This is a genomic window from Micromonospora sp. NPDC000089 (assembly GCF_042899365.1).
Classification (GTDB): Bacteria; Actinomycetota; Actinomycetes; order Mycobacteriales; family Micromonosporaceae; genus Micromonospora.
This window is the reverse complement of the sequence record NZ_JBIAZT010000013.1, coordinates 25,979-47,221: the sequence shown is the minus strand read 5'-3', so window position 1 is coordinate 47,221 and position 21,243 is coordinate 25,979. Positions and strand designations below refer to the sequence as shown.

The following is a 21,243-nucleotide window of genomic DNA, read 5'->3' as shown; positions in this document are numbered from 1 at the left end:
CCCGGCGACGCCCCGGCCGCGCGGGCGGGCGACTCCGTCCGGCCCTGGTGCTGGCGGTGCTGCTGTCGGCCGCCCTGGCCGCGGTCGGGGCCAGCGTCGACCGGTCGCGGCCCGGCGGTGAGGCGCTGGCCGCCGATCCGGCCGCCTCGCCGCTCGCGGCGGCGGTCACCCCGTCGCCGTTCGTGGCCCCGGCCGACACCCCGAGCCCGTCCCCGTCCAGCTCGGCGCCGCCGGTCCTGCAGCTGCCCGGCGTGGTGCCTGCCGTCGGGTCGGGCCGCTTCGGGTACGACGTCCGGGCCGGCGCCACGCTCGGCCGGGCCGGGACGGTGCAGCGGTACCGGGTGGCGGTGGAGCAGGGCTCGGGTGAGGACGTGCGGTCCTTCTCCGACCAGGTGCAGACGGCGCTGGCCGGGCCGGGCAGCTGGGTGGACAGCGGCCGGTTGCGGCTGCGCCGGGTGCCGGGCAACGCACCGGCCGAGTTCACCGTCTACCTGGCCACCGCGACCACGGCCGGGCGGATGTGCCTGGCCGGCGGCGTGGACATCCGGATGGCCGGCCGGCCCTACACGTCCTGCCGGGCGCCCGGCCAGGTGATCATCAACCTCGACCGGTGGCGTGCCTCGGTGCCGCACTTCGTCCAGGCCGGGGTGCCGCTGTCGCTCTACCGGACGTACGTGGTGAACCACGAGGTGGGGCATCAGCTGGGCCACCATCACGAGGCCTGCCCGGGCGCCGGGCGGCCGGCGCCGGTGATGCAGCAGCAGACGCTGTTCCTGGACGGTTGCCGACCCAACCCCTGGCCGTACGTCGCCGGGAAGCGGTACGTCGGCCCGGCCATCTGAGCCGGCGATTCGGCTCGCCGATCAAGCGTGAAACATGTTCGCGCTTCCTGCGGCTTTGACGGCGTAATGCCCGAAAGGTCTGCGATGCTGGATTCGTGGACCCCGTCGACCCCGCCGTCCCCGATCCGGACCGTTTCGTCCCTCCGGGAGGCGCCGCCGATTCCGCCGCCCCGCGTACCGACGCCCGCCGTCCCGTCCGGGTCCGGCTGCGCCGACGCCGACGACGCGCCGCCCTGATCGGGCTGGTCCTACTCGCCGGGACGGCCACCGTCGTACTGGTCGGCACGCCCGAGCGCCCGCCGCCCGCCTCGGTCACCGCGCCGGGCGGCGGCGGTGCCGGTCACCGCGTCGCGACGTACCCGTCGAGCGGCCCTGGACGATTCACCGCCGCGGCCGGCGAGTCTCCGGTCCAGGGTGCGGACGGCCCGTTGCGCCGCTACCGGGTGGCGGTGGAGCAGGGCACCGGGCAGGACGCGGACGCCTTCGCCGCCGCCGTCGACGAGACGATGGGCGACGAGCGCAGCTGGATCGCCTCCGGGCGGCTGCGGCTGCAGCGGGTGGCCGAGGCGGCGGCCGCCGACTTCACCGTCTACCTGGCCACCCCGGCCACCTCGGAACGGATGTGCGCGCAGGGCGGGCTGAGCACCGACGGCTACACCTCGTGCCGGCTGCCCGGCCAGGTGATCATCAATCTGGCCCGGTGGATGGAGGCGGTGCCGGACTACGGCGCGCCGGTGGCCACGTACCGGACGTACGTGATCAACCACGAGGTCGGTCACGAGCTGGGCGAGCTGCACCAGGCCTGCCCGGGGCCGGGCGAGCCGGCGCCGGTGATGCAGCAGCAGACGTACGGCCTGGCCGGCTGCGTGGCCAACGCCTGGCCGTACCTGGCGGGGGTCCGGTACGAGGGCGAGCCGGTCGACGGGATCTGAGATATTCCCGGTCCCGGATGCCGGGCTACGTGGCGCTGCTCATGGCCGACCGACCCGGGTACGAGCGACAATGGCGCGGTTCACCACAGCCGATCCCGGGGAGTCCACCGTGTCGCTGCCCCCGCTCGTCGAACCCGCCGCCGAGCTGACCGTCGACGAGATCCGCCGCTACTCGCGCCACCTGATCATCCCCGACGTGGGGGTGGAGGGGCAGAAGCGGCTGAAGAACGCCCGGGTGCTCTGCGTGGGCGCCGGTGGCCTCGGCTCGCCGGCGCTGATGTACCTCGCCGCCGCCGGCGTGGGCACGCTGGGCATCATCGACTTCGACACCGTCGACGAGTCGAACCTCCAGCGCCAGATCATTCACGGCGTCTCCGACGTGGGCCGGTCCAAGGCCGAGTCGGCCGCCGCGTCGATCCGCGAGATCAATCCGCTGGTCAATGTGGAGATCCACAACACCGCGCTGGACCGGGACAACGTCCGGGACATCTTCTCCCGGTACGACCTGATCGTCGACGGCACCGACAATTTCGCCACCCGGTACCTGGTCAACGACGCCGCGGTGCTGCTCGGCAAGCCGTACGTCTGGGGTTCGATCTACCGCTTCGACGGCCAGGCATCGGTCTTCTGGGCCGAGCACGGCCCGTGCTACCGCTGCCTCTACCCGGAGCCCCCGCCGCCCGGCATGGTCCCCTCCTGCGCCGAGGGCGGCGTGCTCGGCGTGCTCTGCGCCTCCATCGGGTCGATCCAGGTCAACGAGGCGATCAAGCTGCTCACCGGCATCGGCGAGCCGCTGGTCGGCCGGCTGATGGTCTACGACGCCCTGGAGATGGAGTATCGCAAGATCAAGGTCCGGAAGGACCCGGCCTGCGTGCTCTGCGGGGAGAACCCGACGGTCACCGACCTGCTGGAGGACTACGAGGACTTCTGCGGCGCGGTCTCCACCGAGGCCCAGGAGGCGGTCGTCGACGCGACCATCACCGCCGGTGAGCTCAAGGAGTGGCAGGACGCCGGCAAGGACATCTTCCTGGTCGACGTCCGCGAGCCGGCCGAGTACGAGATCGTCCGGATCCCCGGCTCGACGCTGATCCCCAAGGGCGAGATCATCTCCGGCGAGGCGCTGGCGAAGCTCCCGCAGGACAGGCAGATCGTGCTGCACTGCAAGTCCGGTGTCCGGTCGGCCGAGGCGCTCGCCGCGCTCAAGGCGGCCGGCTTCCGCGACGCCGTGCACGTCCAGGGCGGTGTGCTGTCCTGGATCAAGCAGGTCGATCCCTCGCTGCCCGCGTACTGACGGCCGACCGGGGCGGGTGGCCCGCCGGCCGCCCGCCCCGACCTCGGCCGATCCGCCGAGGCGTGATCCCGTTCGGCCCGGGTACCGTGTCCGCCGTGGTCGATATCGACGCCGCGATCGGATTCGTCGTGGCTCACGGTGACGCGGTGGACCGCGCCCGGCTCTCGCGGTTGCGCACCGGCGCGCCCGTGCCGCCGCCGGTGCTGGACGCCGCCGAGGTGGGGCAGACGGCCGACGGCGGCTGGCCGGCCACCCTGGGCGCCGACGTGCCGTCCGTCGACGCGACCTGCTTCCGCCTGGCCGAGCTGGACGACCTCGGCGCGCTCGGCCGACCGGCGGCCCGGCACGCGCTCGACTGGCTGGCCGCCCGGCAACTGCGCGACGGCGGCTGGGACGAGGACCCCCGGCTCGCCGGCAGTGCCCCGGAGTGGGCCCGCCCGGGCGACCCGGAGGCCCGCCTCTACCTCACCGCCAACGCCGCCTTCTGGTTGACCGTCGGCGGGCGGGACGCCCGCGCGGCCGGCCCGCTGGACCACCGGGTCGGTGGGGCGTACGCCGGGGTGGTGCAGGCGGCGGCCCAGGCCATCGCCGGGCAGCTCGCCCAGGACGGCAGTTGGCCGTCCTTCCTGGCGGCCGGCTGGCTGGGCGCGGCGGTGCTGCACCGACAGGAGATGTACTACGAGTCCGCGCGGATCCAGGCGGTGCTCGCCGACCGCATCCCGGGCATGTCGCCGGCCGACGTGGCCTGGCTGGCCGGGACGCTGCGCCGGGTGGAGGTGGGCGACGAGCAGTGGCTGCTGGTGTCGGCCCGTCGGCGGCTCACCGAGACGCAGCGCAGCGACGGCGGCTGGGACAGCGACGACGGCCACCAGTTCGACGTGCACACCACGCTGACCGCGATCCGGGCCTGCCGCCCGGCGCCTGGCGATCCGGCCTGGACGCCCCCGTCCCCGCGTACCGCCGGGCAGGGCCGCCCGGCCATCGGCTGACCCGGGCGGCCGCGACCGTCAGCGGAGGTGACCGTCGCCGGTCACCACGTACTTGGTGCTGGTCAGCTCGGGCAGCCCCATCGGGCCGCGGGCGTGCAGCTTCTGGGTGGAGATACCGATCTCCGCGCCGAAACCGAACTCGCCGCCGTCGGTGAACCGGGTGGAGGCGTTCACCATCACCGCCGCCGCGTCGACCCGGGCCACGAACTCCCGGGCGGCGGCCTGCGAGTCGGTGACGATCGCCTCGGTGTGCCCGGTGCCGTACCGGCGGATGTGCGCGACCGCCGCGTCCAGCGAGTCGACCACGGCGACCGAGATGTCCGCCGAGAGGTACTCGGTGGCGAAGTCCTCGTCGGTGGCCGGCAGCACGGCGGGGGAGTGCGCGGCGACCTCGGGGGAGCCGTGCACGGTCACCCCGGCCTCGGCGAACGCGGCCAGCACGGCGGGCAGGAACTCGTCGGCCACCGCCGCGTGCACCAGCAGCGACTCGGCGGTGTTGCAGGTGCTCAGCCGCTGGGTCTTCGAGTTCAGCGTGATCGCCACCGCCCGGCCCAGGTCGGCGGCGGCGTCCACGTAGACGTGGCAGTTGCCCACCCCGGTTTCGATCACCGGCACGGTCGACTCCTCGACAACCGTCCGGATCAACGACGCGCCACCGCGCGGGATCAGCACGTCGACCAGGCCGCGGGCGCGCATCAGCTCCTTGACCGAGTCGCGCGAGCCGGCGTCGAGCAGCTGCACCGCGTCCGCCGGCAGGCCCACCCCGGCCACCGCGTCCCGCAGCACCGCCACCAGCGCCGCGTTGGAGCGCGCCGCCGACGACGAGCCACGCAGCAGCGCCGCGTTGCCGGACTTCAGGCAGATCCCGGCGGCGTCCACGGTCACGTTCGGCCGCGCCTCGTAGATGATCCCGACCACCCCGAACGGCACCCGGACCTGCCGCAGCTCCAGCCCGTTGGGCAGGGTCGAGCCGCGGACCACCTCGCCCACCGGGTCGGGCAGCGCGGCCATCTGCCGCAACGCGTCCGCGATGGCCGTCACCCGGCCCGCGTCGAGGGCCAGCCGGTCCCGCACGGCCGCGCTCAGCCCGGCCTCCCGCCCGGCCGCCAGGTCCGCCTCGTTCGCGGCCAGGATCTCGGGGGTACGGGCCACCAGCGCGTCGGCCATCGCGTGCAGCGCGGCGTCCTTGGCGGTACGGGTGGCCGCCGCCAGCGCCTCCGCCGCGTCCCGCGCCCGCCGCGCCTGCTCCACCACGCTCATGCCGGCACTCCGCTGCGCTCCGTGCCGCCATGAGGCACCTCGACGCTGAGCTGATGATTCACTCGCTGACGCTCGCTCATGGATCGGCTCCTCACAGCAGGACGAGGTCGTCGCGGTGGACGACCTCCCGTTCGTACGCCGGGCCGAGCGCCGCGGCGAGCTCACCGGTGGAGCGGCCCAGCAGCCCGGGCAGCTCCACCGCGTCGTAGTTGACCAGCCCACGGGCCACCGGGGCGCCCGCGCCGTCCACCAGGTCCACCGGGTCCCCGGCGGTGAAGGTGCCGTCCACGGCGGTGATGCCGGCGGGCAGCAGCGACTTGCGCCGGCCCACCACGGCCTGCACCGCGCCCGGGTCGAGGTGCAGCCGACCCCGGGGGGCGGTGGCGTGCGCCAGCCAGAACAGCCGGGCGGCCGGCCGCCGCTGCGCCGGGTGGAAGTACGTCCCGACCGGCTCGCCGGCCAGTGCCGGGGCGGCCAGCGGCGCGGCGGTGAGCACCACCGGGATGCCGAAGCCGGTGGCGATCCGGGCCGCCTCGACCTTGGTGACCATCCCGCCGGTGCCGACTCCGGCCCGGCCGGCGCCACCGATGTCCACCCCGGCCAGGTCGGACTCGTCGCGTACCTCGGTGATCCGGGCGCTGCCCGGCTGGGCCGGATCGCCCGTCCAGAGCGCGTCCACGTCGGACAGCAGCAGCAGCAGGTCGGCGTCGACCAGCGCGGCGACCAGCGCGGCCAGCCGGTCGTTGTCGCCGAACCGGATCTCCTCGGTGGCCACCGTGTCGTTCTCGTTGACGATCGGCACGGCCCGCAGGTCGAGCAGCTTGCGCAGGGTCCGGTACGCGTTGCGGTAGTGCGCCCGTCGGGTCACGTCGTCGACGGTCAGCAGCACCTGCCCGACGGTGAGCCGGTGCCGGGCGAAGCCGGCCGCGTACCGGCCGATCAGCAGGCCCTGCCCGACGCTCGCCGCGGCCTGCTGGGTGGCCAGGTCGCGGGGGCGGCGGGCCAGCCCGAGCGGGGCCAGCCCGGCGGCGATCGCGCCGGAGGAGACCAGCACCACCTCGTGGCCCGCGCCGGCCAGCGCGGCCAGCGTGTCGACCAGCGCGTCGACCCGGGCGTCGTGCAGCCCACCGGTCGCGGTGGTCAGCGAGGACGAACCGATCTTGACGACGATCCGCCGGGCCGAGGTGACTGCTTCGCGCACCCGCTCATTCTGCGCGCCCGGTCCCACGACGGCCGTCCGCGTTCCCATATCGTGGCCTGTCATGACGCCCGAGGAGTACGTCGAGGCGGTGCTCGCCCTGGTCGAGCGAATCCCGCCGGGCCGGGTGATGTCGTACGGGGCGATCGCCGACGCGCTCGCCGACCGCTCGGGGCGGGCCTCGGCCCGGCTGGTCGGCTCGATCATGGCCCGGCACGGCGGCGGCGTGCCGTGGCACCGGGTGGTGAACTCGGCCGGCCGACTGCCGCCCGGGCACGAGATCGAGGCGCGGGCCCGGCTGCGCGCCGAGGGCTGCCCGCTGCGCGGGGACGGGGTGGACATGGCGGCGGCCAGTTGGTGGCCGGACGAGCCGGCCTGACCACCTCTCGACCGCGCTCGCCGGGTCATGACGACGGCCCGGCCGGGACGGATCCCGGCCGGGCCGCGCCGGCGGTGTTCAGCCGAACCAGGTGTTGACCTGGTTGTTGTCCTGGTCGCGCTCGATGAGCGCCTGGTCCTGCGGTCCGAGGGCGGTGACCGCGACCAACCCCTTCTCGCCGCGGTACGGGGTGCCCTGCGGCACCTGCAGGGGCAGTCGCAGCGTGATCTCGTCGCCGGAGCGCAACGCCCCGAGCCGGCACACCGTCGGGTCCCGCGAGGTGCGGTAGCCGGGCCGGCACGAGGTCCAGCTGTTGTCCACCGGGAACAGCCCCATCTGCAGGTTCAACCGGAGCTCGACCCCGGTGGCGTCCCGGCCACCCAGGTGCCGGATCCGCACGTCGATCGAGCCGGAGTAGGTACCGCTACCGTCGGTGTTCTTCGTCATGTGCACCGGGGTGGTGGTGACCGACAGATCCACCGAGTACGGGTTGGTGGGGAAGGACGACTCTCCGGCGACCTGCTCGAAGCCGCTGCCGTTCCACCGGAACGTACGCCACTGGTGCTGCGCCCACTGCGGTGGCCAACCCGTGTCGCTGGCCAGGTCGGTCAGCTGCAGCCGGATCTGTCCGTCCGACCGCACCTCGAGCGTCTCCAGGGACCCCGCCTCGGTGGTGCCCGGCACCGCGATCACCTGGCCGAGGGCGACGATCCCCCCTGCGGCGTCCCGGTCGTAGACGACCACCTGCTCGGGACCGGCCCCTTCGACCAGGCAGCGCAGCCGGACCACCGTCTCGGCGGCGCCGTCCCGGTCGACGTCGGCGTGGTCGACCGACACCGGGAACACGTTCAGTCCCGTGCCGCTCGTGTCGAGGCGGATCCGTCCGGACGGGCACTTCGGCGAGGACGAGCGGAAGGAAGGCACCGTCAGCGGCCCGGCCATGAGCTGCGACCGGGTGAGGTAGCCGTCCGGCGGGGGTGGCGCGGCGGCCGCGCTGGTGGCCGGGGCCGTCGGGGTCGGGCTGGCCGACAGGCTCGGCGTGGGCGTCGGCGTCGCCGATCCGGTCGGCTGCACCGGCCCGGGCGGGGGCGCCGGATTGTGGCCGGCCACCGCGTAGCCCACGGCGGGGCCGGTCAGCAGGGCGATCGCGGCGACGATTCCGCCGCTGACCGTCCGCCGTCGACGCGCCCGCACGCTGCGCCGGACCGCGGCCGGTCCGGGCACCTCGACCTGCATGATCGCGGTCGGCCGGTACCGGCCGAACTCCTCGGTGAGCAGGACGTGGTTCTCCTGGTCAGACATCGCGCACCTCCTGCGTGCTCTCGCGCAGCTGCGCGGCCAGCGCGGCCCGGCCCCGGTGCAACCAGGACTTGACCGTGCCCTCGGCGACCTGTTCCTGGTCGGCGATCTCGGCGATCGAGAGATCGGCGAGGTAGTGCAGGATCACCGCCCGGCGCTGCTTCGGCGGCAGCGTGGCCAGGGCGACGTCCAGTGCCACCCGGTCGGGCGTCGGCCCGGCCACGTGGGTCTCCCGCTGCCGCCGCAGGTACGCCTGCGCGGTGCGCAACCGCCGCCAGCGGTTGTGGGCGAGGTTCCAGGCCACCCGGCGCACCCAGGCGACCGGGTCGTCGTAACCGGCCACCCGGTCCCAACGGGTGAAGGCCTGGCAGAAGGCGTCCTGGACCAGGTCCTGCGCCTGCCCCCGGTCACCGGTGTAGGCGGCGATCTGTACGACCAGGCCACGGAAGTGGGCATGGTAGAAGTCGTCGAAGACCAGTTCCCGCGAGTCCGAACCGCCGACCGTAACCGGGTCCGGCGGTGGACCGCCGACCCTCACCTCTCGCGCCACGCTCACATGTCCTCCCCGTTACGGCCGGCGGCCACCCGCCTCGACCCGAAACACAATTCGACAGCCATGAAGGTTGCGTCGTTTCGGCGGCCAACCGATGTCGTACCGGTGACAGTCCGGTGCCCGGTCGGGCGCCGCCACCCCGGCGGGCCGCGCCCGGCGCTGTGGTTGACTGTCGGACGGGGGACGGGAAGGGGGCGGTCGTGCAGCTGCCGGGTGTGCTCGGCGAGCCGATCCGGTTCGTGCTGAACTGGGGGCGCCGCTACTCGCTCTGGGTCTTCAACTTCGGTCTGGCCTGCTGCGCCATCGAGTTCATCGCGACCAGCATGGGCCGGCACGACTTCATCAGGTTGGGCGTGATCCCCTTCGCGCACGGGCCGCGCCAGGCCGACCTGATGGTCGTCTCCGGCACGGTCACCGACAAGATGGCTCCGGCGATCAAGCGGCTGTACGACCAGATGCCCGAGCCGAAGTACGTCATCTCCTTCGGCGCCTGCTCCAACTGCGGCGGCCCGTACTGGGACTCCTACTCGGTCACCAAGGGCGTCGACCAGCTCATCCCGGTCGACGTCTACGTGCCCGGCTGCCCGCCCCGGCCCGAGGCTCTGCTGCACGGCATCCTCCGCCTCCAGGAGAAGATCGCCGCCGAGCAGTCCGGCATCGGCGGGGTCGACCGGACGGATCAGCTGGCCTCGCCCGCCGACGCCCCGCCCCGCCCGGTGGAGTCGCTGACCGCCCCGCCGGTGCGTCCGCCGGTCGGCTGAGTTCCCCGCTGGCGGCCGGGCGCTAGCCTGCGGTCCATGACCGACTTCGCCGACCAGCGTTCCGCCTTCATCGTCGACGTGCTGACCACGGAGTTCGGCGAGTCGATGGCGCTCGACCCGGCGGCGTTCCGCCGCAAGTTCCGCAAGATGGCCGCCACCCCGTTCGCCTTCTACCGGGGCAGCGCGGCGCTGTTCTACGCCGACCTGCGCGGCGACTTCGCCGACGACACCTTCCTCGACGAGCGGACCAGCCGGGTGTGGATCCACGGCGACCTGCACGCGGAGAACTTCGGCACCTACATGAACGCCTCCGGCCAGCTGGTGTTCAACGTCAACGACTTCGACGAGGCGTACGTCGGGCCGTTCTCCTGGGACCTGAAGCGGTTCGCCGCCAGCGTGGCCCTGCTCGGCTACGCCAAGGCGCTCTCCGACGAGGTGATCAGCGACCTGGTCGGCCGGTTCGCCGGGTCGTACCTGACCGAGCTGCGGGCCATCGCGGCCGGCGGGGACGACGCGATCGGCTCGATCACCCTGGACAACGCGGACGGGGTGCTGCGCCGGGTGCTCCAGGAGGCCCGGCTGAACACCCGGGTGGAGCTGCTGGCCAACCAGACCACCGTCGACAACTACGACCGCCGGTTCTCGCTCGGCGACGGCGTCTTCGAGATCGACGACCAGACCCGGGAGCGGGTCTGCGCGGCGTACCAGGCGTACCTGGAGACGCTGCCCGACTCGGCCGGCAGGCGCCGCTCGGTGGCGTCGACCATCAAGGACGTGGTGCTGCGCAAGGGCGTGGGCATCGGCTCGGCCGGCCTGCCGTCGTACAACCTCCTGCTGGAGGGGCACACCCAGGCGCTGGAGAACGACGTGCTGCTCTACATGAAGCAGGCCCAGGTGCCGGCCGTCGCCCGGCACGTCGACGACGAGCGGGTCCGCGGCTACTTCCGCCACCAGGGGCACCGCACGGCCGAGTCCCAGCGGGCCCTCCAGGCGTACGCGGACCCGTGGCTGGGCTTCACCGAGCTGGACGGGGTGGGCCAGCTGGTCGCCGAGGTCTCCCCGTACGCCGCCGACCTGGACTGGGCCGACGTCAACGAGCCGGAGGACCTCGCCGGGGTGCTCACCGACCTGGGTCGGGCGGTCGCCCGGATGCACTCGGTGGCCGACGACGAGTCCAGCCACGACCTGGTCGACTACTCCACCGAGGAGTCGATAGTGGCGGCGATCGGCGACGACGGGGACGGCTTCCGGGCGTACCTGGTGGCGTTCGCCCACGCGTACGGCGTCCGGGCCCGGGAGGACCACCAGCTCTTCGTGGACCTGTTCCGCAACGGCCGGCTGCCCGGCATCTGAGCCGGCCCACGGGCCGGCTCAGGAGGCGAACTCCAGCACCACCTTGATGTCCTCGCCGCTCGGGGTGTACGCGGCGGCGTACTCCGACACCGGCACCCGGCGGGTGATCAGCGAGTTCAGCCAGGACTGGTCGGCCCGGGCGAGCGCCGCCGCGGCCTGGTCCCAGTGCTGGCGGCCGGCGTTCACCGAGCCGAACACCACGTTGTTCTCCAGCACCAGTTCGCGGTTGAGCGCTCCGGCGTCGAAGTTCAGCGTCCGACCGCCGCTGGACACCCCGGTGAGGCAGACGATGCCGGTCGGCGCGGCCTTGCACATCACGTCGAGCACCACCGTCGGCGCGCCGGTGCACTCCACCACCACGTCCGGCGCGAGGTCCAGCTCGTTCACCGGCACCGTGTGGTACGTCGCGCCGAGCGCCTTGACCAGGCCCGGCTTGGGCCCGCTGGTGGCCCGGTCGAGCACGTGCACGGAGAACTCCCGCTGGGTGGCCAGCAGCGCGGCGAGCAGGCCGATCGGCCCGGCACCGGTGATCAGCACGGTCTGCGGCTGCCACTCGGCGCGGGAGCCGATCCGCTCGATGTGGTCCCACGCCTTGGCCACCACGCTGGTCGGCTCCAGCAGCATGCCGACCGGGGCGAGCACCGGGTCCAGCCCGACGGCGAACTTCGGCTGCACCCGCCACCGGTCCCGGGCGAAGCCGGACAGCCCCTTGATGCCGTGCTCGGTGTACTGCCCGTTGCGGCACATGTCCCACTCGCCCACCGCGCAGTTCGGGCAGGGCACCGGGTCGGGGCGGCGGACCACCCCGGCCACCAGGTCGCCCGGCTGCAGGGTGCCGGTCGGGTCCTCCAGCACCCGGCCCAGCGACTCGTGCCCGAGCACCAGCCGCTCCTGGCCGGGCGGCGCCTCGCCGTACTGGCCGGAGATGATCTCCTGGTCGGTGCCGCAGATGCCGACGGCCAGCGCCTCGACCAGGATCGCGCCCTCCTCGGCGGCCGGTTCCGGCCAGTCCTCGGTCAGTCGCAGCGAATCGGGCACTCCGGGGTTCACGGTGACAGCGCGCACGGTCCTCATCTTTCCCCGCCGGGGCCCCGTCCGCCGGGTAAGCGGGCAGATCCCGGGACGCCGGGGCCGGGCGGGCCGGCACGGGCCGGGGGCGACGGCCATAGGATCAGCGGCATGACTCCGGATCAGATCGGCGAGCGGGTGGTCGCGCTGCTCGCGCCGACCGAGACCACCGCGTCGGTGTCCGGCGGTCAGTCGTACGCCCGCGCCACCGTCGACGTACCCCTGGCGAGCTGGGCGGACGCGCTGCGCGCGGTGCGCGACGACGCCGAGCTGAGGTGCGACTTCTTCGACTGGCTCTCCGCCGTCGATGAGCTGGCCGGCGGCTTCGACGTGGTGGTCCACCTCTGGTCGACCCGGCACCGGCACGGGGTGCTGCTGCGCACCCGGGTGCCCCGCGAGTCGCCGACCGTGGCGTCGGTGGTCGACGTCTTCCCCGGCGCGGCGTGGCACGAGCGGGAGACCCACGAGATGTTCGGCATCGACTTCGCCGGCCACGATGGCCTGCTGCCGCTGCTGCTGCCGCCGGAGTTCGAGGGGCACCCGCTGCGCAAGGAGTTCGTGCTGGCCTCCCGGGTCGCCAAGCCGTGGCCGGGGGCGAAGGAACCGGGCGAGTCGGAGGCGGGCGGCGGGCGTCGCCCGATCCGCCCGCCGGGGGTGCCCGCGCCGGGGGAGTGGGGCACCGTGCCCACCCCGGCCGGCGCGGCGGGCGTGGGCGAGGGACCGCGCGGCGGCACCCCGGCCCGACCGGCCCGGGAGCGACCCGCCCGACCGGCCCCGGGGGCACGTCCGGGGCGTACCCCCCGGGCTGCCGGCACCGACGACGGCCCGGCGGCGGCTGATCGGCCGGCGTCCGACGCGGGTCCCGTCCCGGCGACACCCGACCGCCCGGCGCCCGGCGCGGGTCCGGGCGGCGACCGGCCGGCGCGCGACGACCGCGACGGCGACGAGGGGGGTACGGCCTGATGCCGACCTGGTTGGAGCTGGTGATCCGGGTCGGTGGCGTGCTGGTCGCCTTCCTCACCCTGCCGCTGATCGTCGGCCAGGCCGAGCACAAGGTGATGGCGCACATGCAGGGCCGGCTCGGCCCGATGTACGCGGGCGGCTTCCACGGTTGGGCGCAGCTGATCGCCGACGGGGTGAAGTTCGTGCAGAAGGAGGACATCACCCCGCGCGAGGCGGACCGGGCGGTGTTCCGGCTGGCGCCGGTGGTGGCGCTGTTGCCCTACCTGCTGGTGCTGCTGGTCATCCCGCTCGGGCCGGGTGACCTGGTCGGGCAGCCGCTGGACATCGGGCTGTTCTTCGTGCTGGCCGTGGTCGGGGTCGGCGTGGTCGCGGTGCTCATGTCGGCCTGGGCGTCGGCCAACAAGTACAGCCTGCTCGGCGGCCTGCGCGGCGCGGCCCAGCTGCTCGGGTACGAGCTTCCGCTGGTGCTCGCCGCCGCCTCGGTGGCGATGGCGGCCGGCACGCTCAGCCTCTCCGGCATCGTGGAGGCGTGGCGGCCGTGGTGGCTGCTCTGGCAGGCGCCCGCGATGATCGTGTTCTTCCTGGCCGGGCTGGCGGAGATCCGCCGGCCGCCGTTCGACATGCCGGTGGCCGACTCGGAGCTGGTGTTCGGGTACATGACCGAGTACACCGGGCTGCGGTTCGCGTTCTTCCTGCTCGCCGAGTACGTCGGCATCGTGGTGATCGCCGCGCTGACCACGGTGCTGTTCCTCGGCGGCTGGCAGGGGCCGTTCGCCGACGACCAGCTCGGCTGGCTGTGGACCCTGGTCAAGATCTTCGCCGTCGCCTTCGTGATCATCTGGTTCCGGGTCAGCTACCCCCGCCTCCGCGAGGACCAGCTGCAACGCCTCTGCTGGCTCATCCTCGTCCCCCTCTCCCTCGCCCAGCTGGTCCTGACCGCCGCCGTCCGCCTCGCCCTCTGAGCCCCGCTCAGCGCAGCGGGGTGTGGGTGGGATCGACGCGCTCCGTCGGCGGCTCCGGCGGGGTGCCGGTGCCGAAGGGGAGGCCGGGGAGGGACGCGCGGCCGTGCGGCTCCAGCCAGGTGGACAGGTCGGGGCCGAGGGGGACGACGCCGGTGGGGTTGATGTCCCGGTGCACCTCGTAGTAGTGCCGCTTGATGTGGTCGAAGTCGATCGTGTCGCCGAAGCCCGGGGTCTGGAACAGGTCCCGGGCGTACGCCCACAGCACCGGCATCTCGCTCAACTTCTGCCGGTTGCACTTGAAGTGACCGTGGTAGACCGGGTCGAAACGGACCAGCGTGGTGAACAGCCGCACGTCCGCCTCGGTGATCGCGTCCCCGACCAGGTACCGCTTTCCGGCCAGCCGCTCGCTCAGCCAGTCCAGCCGGTCGAACAGCCGGTGGTACGCCTTCTCGTACGCCTCCTGGCTGCCGGCGAAGCCGCACCGGTAGACGCCGTTGTTGACGTCCCGGAACACCACGTCGTTGACCTCGTCGATCTCCGCCCGCAGCGCCTCGGGGTACAGCTGCGGCGCGCCCGCCCGGTGGTACGGCGTCCACTCGGTGGACAGGTCCAGGCTCATCTGGGCGTAGTCGTTGGTGACCACCTGCCCGGTCGGCACGTCCACCATGGCCGGCACGGTGATACCGCGCTCGTAGCCAGGAAACCGCGTGAAGTACGCCTCCTGCAGCCGCTCGATCCCGAGCACCGGGTCGCGGCCGTCCGGGTCGAGGTCGAACGTCCAGCTCCGGGCGTCGTGGGTGGGGCCGGCCACCGCCATCGAGATGACGTCCTCCAGCCCGAGCAACCGGCGTACGATGATCAACCGGTTGGCCCACGGGCAGGCCCGGCTGACCGCCAACCGGTACCGCCCCGGCTCGACCGGCCAGCCGTCGCGGGCGTCCGCGGTGATTCGGGTGGCGATGTAGCGCTGGTCCCGGGTGAACTCGCCACCCGGCTCGACGTACTTCCCGCCGCTGCTGGTGCCCGTTTCGTCGGCCACGTCGCGCCTCCCGCTCGTCCGTCGTCTCCGCCCCCATCCTGACCGATCCGCCGCCACCCCGCCGGGCTCCCGGCCGGCCGGTGCCGCCGCGACGACCGGTGCCGCCGCGACGACCGGTGCCGCCGCGATGACCGGTGCCGCCCGGCTGGCTAGGCTGCCGGCGTGATCGACGTGGAGGCGGTGGCCCGGCGGTTCGTGGCGGACGTGTGGAACGGCGGCCGGGAGGAGACCGCGTACGAGCTGGTCGGCGCGGACTGCCCGGGGCTGGGCGGAACCGGCCCGGAGGCGATGCTCGCCTGGCACCGGGAGCGGCGTGCCGCCTTCCCCGACCTGCGCTACAAGCTGGTCGACGTGGTGGCCACCGGCGACCGGGTGGCGCTGCGCTGGCGGGCCGCCGGCACCCAGGCCGGGCGGTTCGGGCCGGTGCCGGCCACCGGCCAGGTGGTCAGCTACTCGGGGGCGACGTTCCTGCGCTTCGACGCCGACGGGCGGATCGTCGACGCGTGGAGCGTCAACGAGCTGTTCCAGCTGCTCCAGCAGTTGGGGGTGGAGATGCTGCCCCCGCTCACACCGCCCGGGGCGTGATCCGGCTGATCGGCAGGTTCACCGGGAACGGCTCGCCGGTGTCGACGTACTTCGTCCACCGGCCGGTCTCCGTGTACACCTCGTGCACGGGGTCGATCTTGTAGGTGTAGACGACGATGCCCTCGTCCTCGATCTCGATCCGCCAGTAGAACGGGATGCCGGCCTGGGCGTAGAGCGCCGGCTTGAGCACCCGGTCGATCGACCGGGTGCTGGGCGAGGCGATCTCCACCGCGAGCACCACCTCGTGCGGCTCGTACCGGGACGGCTCGCGCGCGGCGGCGGCCGCGGTAGTCACCAGCACGTCCGGGATGAAGGAGCGGGTGCGGTTGATCCGCACCCCGACCGCCTGGGTCACGTCGTACCCGTCGGGGCAGTCATCGTCGAGCGCGACCATGAGCAGGCCGGCGATGCTCTGGTGCATCCGGGTGGGAGAGGGGGACATGAGCAGCACTCCATCGAGCAGTTCGCGGCGGCGACCGTCATCCGGCAGCGCGTCCAGATCGTCGGTCGTCCACTCGCGCTCCTGCGGGTGGTCGCTCTCCAGCGCGGCGGTCATCGGTGAGCCCTTCCCGGTGTGTCGTTCTCCCCACGCTCACGATACCGCCGGCAACTGACGGGTGGTGGTCGCGCGCGCCGGGGCCACAGGGCAGGATGAGCGGCATGAGCGAGCGCAGCGAGCGAATCAGCCAGCTCAGTGCGACCGAGCCGCACGGCGTCGGTGAGCGAAGCGAGGCGACGTCGTGAGCGAGCGCAGCGGTCTGCCCGGTGAGGGTCTGGTGAAGGGGCTCGCCGTCACGCTCAAGACGATGACGAAGCGCACCACCACTCAGCAGTACCCGGATGTCGCCCCCGAGCTGCCGCCCCGCTCGCGCGGCGTGATCGCGCTGTCCGAGGAGAACTGCACGGTCTGCATGCTCTGCGCGCGCGAGTGCCCGGACTGGTGCATCTACATCGACTCGCACAAGGAGGAGGTGGCGGTGCCCGGCGCCGCCCGCCCCCGCCAGCGCAACGTGCTCGACCGGTTCGACATCGACTTCTCGCTCTGCATGTACTGCGGCATCTGCATCGAGGTCTGCCCGTTCGACGCGCTCTACTGGTCGCCCGAGTTCGAGTACGCCGAGTACGACATCAAGGATCTGCTGCACGACAAGGACCACCTGGGCGAGTGGATGGCCACCGTGCCGCCGCCGCCCGCGCACGACCCGAACGGCGAGCCCGCCAAGGAGGAGACCACCGCCGCGCGCAAGGCCGCGGCCCCGACCAGCTCCGCCGCCCGCCCCACCGTGGTACGCCCCGACCCCGCCCCCGACGGGGGTACGCCTTCATGACCGGTGCGGACGTGCTGCTGCTCGCCCTGGGCGCGGTGGCGGTCGGGTCGGGGGTGCTGGTGGTGACCACGAAGCACCTGGTGCGGGCGGGTCTCTACCTGGTGGTCTGCCTGGGCGCGCTGGCCGGCGACTACCTGGTGCTCACCGCCGAGCTGGTGGCCTGGGTGCAGGTGCTGATCTACGTGGGCGCGGTGGTGGTGCTGCTGCTGTTCGCGGTGATGCTGACCCGCGCCCCGATCGGCGCCTCCGACGACCTGGATCGGCCGGGCTGGCCGGCCGCGCTGATCGGCGGCGGGGCCGGGCTGGGCCTGGCCGCGCTGCTGGTCGACGCGTTCCGCTGGTCCCGGGTGGAGCTGCCGGCGGCGGGCACCGCCGAGCGCCTCGGCGAGCAGGTGTTCCGCTCCTGGGTGCTGCCGTTCGAGGTGCTCTCGGTGCTGCTGCTGGCCGCGCTGGTCGGCGCGATCATCCTGTCCCGCCCCGACATCGGCCGCCCCGACGCGACACAGCGGGACGGTCGCGGGTGAGGCCGGTCATTCCCTACGTCACCGCCGCGCTGCTGTTCGGGCTCGGAGCCTTCGGCGTGCTGCGCCGCCGCAACGCGGTGCTGGTGCTGATGGCCGTGGAGCTGATGCTCAACGCGGTCAACCTGATCCTGGTCACCGCGGACACCACGGTCCGCGCCCAGCTGCCGCACTCCGGGCAGGTCTTCGCGCTCTTCGTGATCGTGCTGGCCGCCGCCGAGATCGGCGTCGGGCTGGCCATCGTGCTCCAGCTCTACCGGCTGCGGGCCAGCGTCGCCGTGGACGAAGTCCCGCTGACCGAGCCGGCGTCCGCCGGCGCCGCCGGACGATCCGGCCCGACGACGCCGGTCGGCGCCACCGCACCGTCCGGCCCGACGAAGCCGCTCGGGGCCGTCGGGCCGTCGTCGGGCGAGGGCACCGTCGAGACGTCCCGGGACGTTCACCGAACGGAGGAGGGTCGGTGACCGGGCTGCTCGGGGCCGCGCTGCCGGCCGTACCGCTGATCGCCGGCCTGCTCGGCCTGCTGCTGCCCCCGTCGCCGGCCCGGGCCGGCGGGCCGGGGTCGCCGGGCGAGGAGCGGGCCCGGCGGGTGGCGATCGGGCTCGGGATCACCGGCGCGGCCGGCGCGCTGCTGGTCGCGGTGCTGCTGCTGGCCCGGGTCGGCGCCCCGGTGGAGACCTCCACCAGCTGGGTCGACCTGGGCGGCCTGCGGGTCACCCTCGGGGTACGCCTGGACGGCGCCGCCGCCCTGGTCGCGGTGGCGGTCGCCGCGGTGGCGCTGGCCGTGCAGGTCTACTCGGTGGCGTACCTGCGGCGGGGGCCCCACGACGACGTCGAGGTCGACCACCGCTACCCGCCGTACGCGGCGCAGATCAGCCTCTTCACCGCCGCGATGCTCACCGTGGTGGTCGCCGGTGACCTGATCATGCTGCTGGTCGGTTGGGAGGTGATGGGGCTCTGCTCCTACCTGCTGATCGCGCACGACCGGCGGCTGCCCGAGGCGCCCGCCGCGGCGATGAAGGCGTTTCTGGTCACCCGGGTGGGTGACGTCGGCTTCCTGCTCGGCATCGCGCTGCTCGGCGTGTCGGCGGGCAGCTTCCGGATCGCCGACGTGCTGGCCCACCCGTACTCCGCCGGCACGCTGACCGCCGCCTGCCTGCTGCTGCTGGCCGGGGTGGCCGGCAAGAGCGCCCAGTTCCCGCTGCACACCTGGCTGCCGGACGCGATGGCCGGCCCGACGCCGATCTCCGCGCTGATCCACGCGGCCACCATGGTCGCCGCCGGCGTGTACGCGGTGATCCGGCTCTACCCGCTGTTCACCGCCGCCCCGACCGCGCTGGCCGTGCTCGGGGTGCTGGCGTCGATCACCCTGCTGCTGGGCGCGTTCGCGGCGACCGCCCAGGACGACCTGAAGCGGGTGCTGGCCTGGTCGACGGTCTCCCAGATCGGCTACATGACCGGCGCGCTGGCGGTCGGCGCGCCCGCCGCGGCGCTGTTCCACCTGCTCACCCACGCCGCCTTCAAGGCGCTGCTCTTCCTCGCCGCCGGCGCGGTGATCCACGCCGTGGGCACCACCCTGATGTCCCGGATGGGCGGGCTGCGCCGCGACATGCCGGTCACCTTCTGGTGCACGGTGGTCGGGCTCGGCGCGCTGGCCGGGGTTCCGCCGCTGTCCGGCTTCTGGAGCAAGGACGGCGTGCTCGCCGTCGCCGAGTCCGCCGCGCTGGACGGCACCGGCCCGGCGTCCGCCTGGGTGGGCTGGCTGGTCTGGCTGGCCGGGCTGCTCGGCGTGGCGGTCACCGCCTGGTACGCCACCCGGCTGCTGCTGCGCACCTTCCTCGGCGTCGCCCGGATGCCGCTCGGGCAGCCGCACGACCCGCCCGCGCTGATGCGCTGGCCGGTGCTGCTGCTCGCGGTGCCGGCCGCGTGGGTGGGGCTGGCCGCGTTCTGGCCGCCGTTCGCCGACCGGGTCCGCGGCACGACCGACGCCGAGCTGGTGCACCTCGGGTCGGCGCTGCTGCTGCCGATCGTGCTGCTGCTGGCCGGGGCCGGGCTGGCCTGGGCCGGCTGGCGCCGGGACCCGGCCGCCGACCCGGCCGACGCGCTGGGCCCGCTGCGGCCGGTGTTCGCCCGCGCGTTCCGGCTCGACGACGTCCAGCAAACCCTGGTGGTACGCCCCGTCACCGCACTCGCCAAGGCCACCCGTACCGGGGACGAGGTCGGGGTGGACGGCCTGGTCGAGGCGGCCGGCCGGGGCGCGTACGGGCTCGGGGGTGGGCTGGCCGCCCTGCACCGGGCGGCGCTGCCCAGGGCGGCCGGCGCGGTGCTGGCCGGCGCGGTGCTGATCGGGCTGGCCGCCGTGCTGATCGGAGCGGCGTGGTGACGTACGGACAGTTCCTGCTGGTGGCGGTGCTGGCGTTGCCGGCGCTCGGCGCGGCCGTGGTGGCGGTGCTGCCCGGCGACCGGGCGGCCCGGCTGGCCGGCACGGCGGTGGCCGCGCTGACCCTGGTGGCGGCGGCGCTGCTGGCGCTCGGCGACCACGGCTGGTTCGGGTACGGCCCGGCGCCCGCGGTGCAGCCCTGGCACGCGCTCGACCTGCCCTGGGTGCCCGGCCTGGACCTGCGGTTGCACCTCGGGGTGGACGGCATCTCCTGGCCGCTGGTGGCGCTGACCGCGCTGCTGACCCTGCTCTGCTGCGGCTACACGGTGTGGAAGGCGCCGGCCGGCGGCAGCGGGCGCGCGCTGGTCGCCCTGCTGCTGGTGGTGGAGGTGGGCATCCTCGGCACCTTCCTCGCCCTGGACCTGGTGCTCTTCTTCGCCTTCTTCGAGGTCGTCCTGCTGCCGATGTATGCGATCATCGCCGGCTGGGGCGGCGACGACCGGCGCCGGGCGGCCCGCAAGTTCGCCCTCTACACGCTGCTCGGCTCGGTGCTGCTGCTGGTCGGCGTCTTCGTGGTGGTGGCCGCCGCGGGCACCGCCGACCTGGTCGCGCTGACCGGCGGGGCGGGGCTGTCCCGGGGCACCCAGCTGGCCGCGTTCACCCTGCTGGCGCTGGCGTTCGCGGTGAAGGCGCCGCTCTGGCCGCTGCACTCCTGGCTGCCCGACGCGCACACCCAGGCGCCCACCGTGGGCAGCGTGATCCTCGCCGGGGTGCTGCTCAAGATGGGCACGTACGGGCTGATCCGGGTCGCGGTCGGGGTGGCGCCGGAGGGTGCCCGCTGGGCCGCCCCGGTGCTCGGGGTGCTCGCCGTCGCGGCGATCCTGATCGGCTCGCTGGTGTGTCTGGCGCAGGCCGAGCTGAAGCGGCTGATCGCGTACTCCAGCGTGGGGCACATGGGCTTCGTGCTGCTCGGGGTGGCCACGCTGACCGCCACCGGGATCCAGGCGGCGCTGATCGGCAACATCGCCCACGGGGTGATCACCGGCCTGCTGTTCTTCCTGGCCGGGGCGGTCAAGGACCGCACCGGCACCGGGACGCTCGCCGAGCTGTCCGGGCTGCGGGAGACCGCGCCCCGGCTCGCCGGGCTGCTCGGCTTCGCCGCGGTCGCCTCGCTCGGGCTGCCCGGGCTGGCCGGCTTCTGGGGCGAGGCGTTCGCGGTGATCGCCGCCGTCCGGCGGGGCGGGCCGCTCTGGACCACGCTGGCGGTGCTGGCCGCGGTCGGCGGGGCGCTCACCGCCGCGTACTTCCTGCGGCTGCTGCGCCAGGTCACCCACGGCCGGCCCAGCCCGGTGGTGGGCCGGCTCGCCCCCGGCGTGGCCGGCGTCGAGCTGACCGCCTGGGTGCCCCTGGTGCTGCTCGCGCTCGCGGTGGGCCTCGCCCCCGCGTTGGTGCTGGGCTGGGCGAACGGGCCGGTGGAGGCACTCGTGGGGGTGCTCCGGTGAGCGTGGCAGGCGGCCGGCACGAGTGGGGCGGGGTGACG

Annotated in this window: 21 protein-coding genes and 1 pseudogene; 15 read left to right on the top strand and 7 right to left on the bottom strand. The window is 74.1% G+C overall.

Annotation, left to right across the window (positions count from 1 at the left end; all coding sequences use genetic code 11):
• Window positions 1-56: 56 nt before the first annotated feature.
• From ACFY3U_RS21880 to ACFY3U_RS21865, 4 genes are all read left to right on the top strand, one after another.
• A complete protein-coding gene (locus tag ACFY3U_RS21880) occupies window positions 57-842 on the top strand; it encodes a DUF3152 domain-containing protein (RefSeq protein ID WP_387204606.1) in 786 nt (261 codons plus the stop codon).
• 95 nt (window positions 843-937) lie between these two features.
• A complete protein-coding gene (locus ACFY3U_RS21875; RefSeq protein WP_387204603.1) occupies window positions 938-1,774 on the top strand; it encodes a DUF3152 domain-containing protein in 837 nt (278 codons plus the stop codon).
• 70 nt (window positions 1,775-1,844) lie between these two features.
• Window positions 1,845-3,065, top strand: coding sequence for an adenylyltransferase/sulfurtransferase MoeZ (gene moeZ / locus ACFY3U_RS21870; protein WP_387204600.1), 1,221 nt, complete (start codon window positions 1,845-1,847; stop codon window positions 3,063-3,065).
• 86 nt (window positions 3,066-3,151) lie between these two features.
• Window positions 3,152-4,054: a squalene--hopene cyclase gene (locus ACFY3U_RS21865; RefSeq protein ID WP_387204597.1), complete on the top strand. Its 903-nt coding sequence runs from the start codon at window positions 3,152-3,154 to the stop codon at window positions 4,052-4,054.
• Between the two features lie 18 nt (window positions 4,055-4,072).
• Here the strand turns inward: ACFY3U_RS21865 and ACFY3U_RS21860 are convergent, their stop codons facing one another.
• Both ACFY3U_RS21860 and proB read right to left on the bottom strand, forming a co-directional pair.
• On the bottom strand, window positions 4,073-5,314 hold the full coding sequence (locus ACFY3U_RS21860; RefSeq protein WP_387204594.1) for a glutamate-5-semialdehyde dehydrogenase: 1,242 nt from the start codon (window positions 5,312-5,314) through the stop codon (window positions 4,073-4,075).
• 91 nt (window positions 5,315-5,405) lie between these two features.
• Window positions 5,406-6,563 (bottom strand): glutamate 5-kinase, encoded by a 1,158-nt coding sequence (proB, locus tag ACFY3U_RS21855; protein ID WP_387204591.1) that lies wholly within the window; start codon window positions 6,561-6,563, stop codon window positions 5,406-5,408.
• A 13-nt stretch (window positions 6,564-6,576) separates the two neighbouring features.
• Here proB and ACFY3U_RS21850 point away from each other — a divergent pair, with 13 nt between their 5' ends.
• Entirely contained in the window at window positions 6,577-6,891 is a 315-nt protein-coding gene (locus tag ACFY3U_RS21850; protein ID WP_387204588.1) for an MGMT family protein, read from the top strand.
• Between the two features lie 78 nt (window positions 6,892-6,969).
• On the opposite strand, the gene ACFY3U_RS21845 is transcribed toward ACFY3U_RS21850, so the two are convergent.
• Together ACFY3U_RS21845 and ACFY3U_RS21840 are read right to left on the bottom strand one after the other, a co-directional pair.
• Window positions 6,970-8,193, bottom strand: a complete 1,224-nt coding sequence (locus tag ACFY3U_RS21845) for a hypothetical protein (protein WP_387204585.1) — start codon at window positions 8,191-8,193, stop codon at window positions 6,970-6,972.
• Window positions 8,186-8,746 (bottom strand): RNA polymerase sigma factor, encoded by a 561-nt coding sequence (locus tag ACFY3U_RS21840; protein WP_387204582.1) that lies wholly within the window; start codon window positions 8,744-8,746, stop codon window positions 8,186-8,188. The genes ACFY3U_RS21845 and ACFY3U_RS21840 overlap by 8 nt, the downstream gene beginning before the upstream one ends.
• Window positions 8,747-8,943: 197 nt before the next feature.
• Here ACFY3U_RS21840 and ACFY3U_RS21835 point away from each other — a divergent pair, with 197 nt between their 5' ends.
• Entirely contained in the window at window positions 8,944-9,504 is a 561-nt protein-coding gene (locus tag ACFY3U_RS21835; protein WP_387204579.1) for an NADH-quinone oxidoreductase subunit B, read from the top strand.
• A 36-nt stretch (window positions 9,505-9,540) separates the two neighbouring features.
• Window positions 9,541-10,857, top strand: a complete 1,317-nt coding sequence (locus tag ACFY3U_RS21830; RefSeq protein WP_387204576.1) for a DUF2252 domain-containing protein — start codon at window positions 9,541-9,543, stop codon at window positions 10,855-10,857.
• Window positions 10,858-10,875: 18 nt separating this feature from the next.
• On the opposite strand, the gene ACFY3U_RS21825 is transcribed toward ACFY3U_RS21830, so the two are convergent.
• Entirely contained in the window at window positions 10,876-11,922 is a 1,047-nt protein-coding gene (locus ACFY3U_RS21825; RefSeq protein ID WP_387204573.1) for a glucose 1-dehydrogenase, read from the bottom strand.
• 114 nt (window positions 11,923-12,036) lie between these two features.
• Between ACFY3U_RS21825 and ACFY3U_RS21820 the strand changes: the two are divergent.
• Window positions 12,037-12,633 (top strand): annotated as a pseudogene (locus ACFY3U_RS21820) (NADH-quinone oxidoreductase subunit C); the annotation flags it as partial.
• Window positions 12,634-12,887: 254 nt separating this feature from the next.
• Window positions 12,888-13,850, top strand: coding sequence for an NADH-quinone oxidoreductase subunit H (locus tag ACFY3U_RS21815; protein WP_387204570.1), 963 nt, complete (start codon window positions 12,888-12,890; stop codon window positions 13,848-13,850).
• 7 nt (window positions 13,851-13,857) lie between these two features.
• On the opposite strand, the gene ACFY3U_RS21810 is transcribed toward ACFY3U_RS21815, so the two are convergent.
• Window positions 13,858-14,889, bottom strand: a complete 1,032-nt coding sequence (locus ACFY3U_RS21810; RefSeq protein WP_387204567.1) for a glutathione S-transferase family protein — start codon at window positions 14,887-14,889, stop codon at window positions 13,858-13,860.
• A 162-nt stretch (window positions 14,890-15,051) separates the two neighbouring features.
• Here ACFY3U_RS21810 and ACFY3U_RS21805 point away from each other — a divergent pair, with 162 nt between their 5' ends.
• Window positions 15,052-15,474: an ester cyclase gene (locus tag ACFY3U_RS21805; RefSeq protein ID WP_387204564.1), complete on the top strand. Its 423-nt coding sequence runs from the start codon at window positions 15,052-15,054 to the stop codon at window positions 15,472-15,474.
• Here the strand turns inward: ACFY3U_RS21805 and ACFY3U_RS21800 are convergent.
• Window positions 15,455-16,030 carry a Uma2 family endonuclease gene (locus tag ACFY3U_RS21800; RefSeq protein ID WP_387204561.1) on the bottom strand — a complete coding sequence of 192 codons (576 nt, stop codon included), beginning with the start codon at window positions 16,028-16,030 and terminating at the stop codon, window positions 15,455-15,457. The genes ACFY3U_RS21805 and ACFY3U_RS21800 overlap by 20 nt on opposite strands.
• Before the next feature lie 184 nt (window positions 16,031-16,214).
• Here ACFY3U_RS21800 and ACFY3U_RS21795 point away from each other — a divergent pair, with 184 nt between their 5' ends.
• The 5 genes from ACFY3U_RS21795 to ACFY3U_RS21775 are packed head-to-tail and all read left to right on the top strand — an operon-like array spanning window position 16,215 to window position 21,205.
• Window positions 16,215-16,802, top strand: a complete 588-nt coding sequence (locus ACFY3U_RS21795) for a NuoI/complex I 23 kDa subunit family protein (protein WP_387204559.1) — start codon at window positions 16,215-16,217, stop codon at window positions 16,800-16,802.
• Window positions 16,799-17,326: an NADH-quinone oxidoreductase subunit J gene (locus ACFY3U_RS21790; RefSeq protein WP_387204556.1), complete on the top strand. Its 528-nt coding sequence runs from the start codon at window positions 16,799-16,801 to the stop codon at window positions 17,324-17,326. Before ACFY3U_RS21795 ends, ACFY3U_RS21790 begins: the two co-directional genes overlap by 4 nt.
• Window positions 17,323-17,787, top strand: coding sequence for an NADH-quinone oxidoreductase subunit NuoK (gene nuoK / locus ACFY3U_RS21785; protein WP_387204553.1), 465 nt, complete (start codon window positions 17,323-17,325; stop codon window positions 17,785-17,787). The genes ACFY3U_RS21790 and nuoK overlap by 4 nt, the downstream gene beginning before the upstream one ends.
• Window positions 17,784-19,706 (top strand): NADH-quinone oxidoreductase subunit L, encoded by a 1,923-nt coding sequence (locus ACFY3U_RS21780; protein ID WP_387204550.1) that lies wholly within the window; start codon window positions 17,784-17,786, stop codon window positions 19,704-19,706. The genes nuoK and ACFY3U_RS21780 overlap by 4 nt, the downstream gene beginning before the upstream one ends.
• On the top strand, window positions 19,703-21,205 hold the full coding sequence (locus ACFY3U_RS21775) for a NuoM family protein (protein ID WP_387204547.1): 1,503 nt from the start codon (window positions 19,703-19,705) through the stop codon (window positions 21,203-21,205). The genes ACFY3U_RS21780 and ACFY3U_RS21775 overlap by 4 nt, the downstream gene beginning before the upstream one ends.
• Window positions 21,206-21,243: the final 38 nt, after the last annotated feature.

Coding starts and splice junctions, on each gene's coding strand:
- ACFY3U_RS21860 (WP_387204594.1), bottom strand. CDS start 5,314: ATGAGCGTGGTGGAGCAGGCGCGGCGGGCGCGGGACGCGGCGGAGGCG.
- ACFY3U_RS21800 (WP_387204561.1), bottom strand. CDS start 16,030: ATGACCGCCGCGCTGGAGAGCGACCACCCGCAGGAGCGCGAGTGGACG.
- moeZ (WP_387204600.1), top strand. CDS start 1,845: ATGGCGCGGTTCACCACAGCCGATCCCGGGGAGTCCACCGTGTCGCTG.
- ACFY3U_RS21815 (WP_387204570.1), top strand. CDS start 12,888: ATGCCGACCTGGTTGGAGCTGGTGATCCGGGTCGGTGGCGTGCTGGTC.
- ACFY3U_RS21830 (WP_387204576.1), top strand. CDS start 9,541: ATGACCGACTTCGCCGACCAGCGTTCCGCCTTCATCGTCGACGTGCTG.
- ACFY3U_RS21850 (WP_387204588.1), top strand. CDS start 6,577: ATGACGCCCGAGGAGTACGTCGAGGCGGTGCTCGCCCTGGTCGAGCGA.
- proB (WP_387204591.1), bottom strand. CDS start 6,563: ATGGGAACGCGGACGGCCGTCGTGGGACCGGGCGCGCAGAATGAGCGG.
- ACFY3U_RS21790 (WP_387204556.1), top strand. CDS start 16,799: ATGACCGGTGCGGACGTGCTGCTGCTCGCCCTGGGCGCGGTGGCGGTC.
- ACFY3U_RS21845 (WP_387204585.1), bottom strand. CDS start 8,193: ATGTCTGACCAGGAGAACCACGTCCTGCTCACCGAGGAGTTCGGCCGG.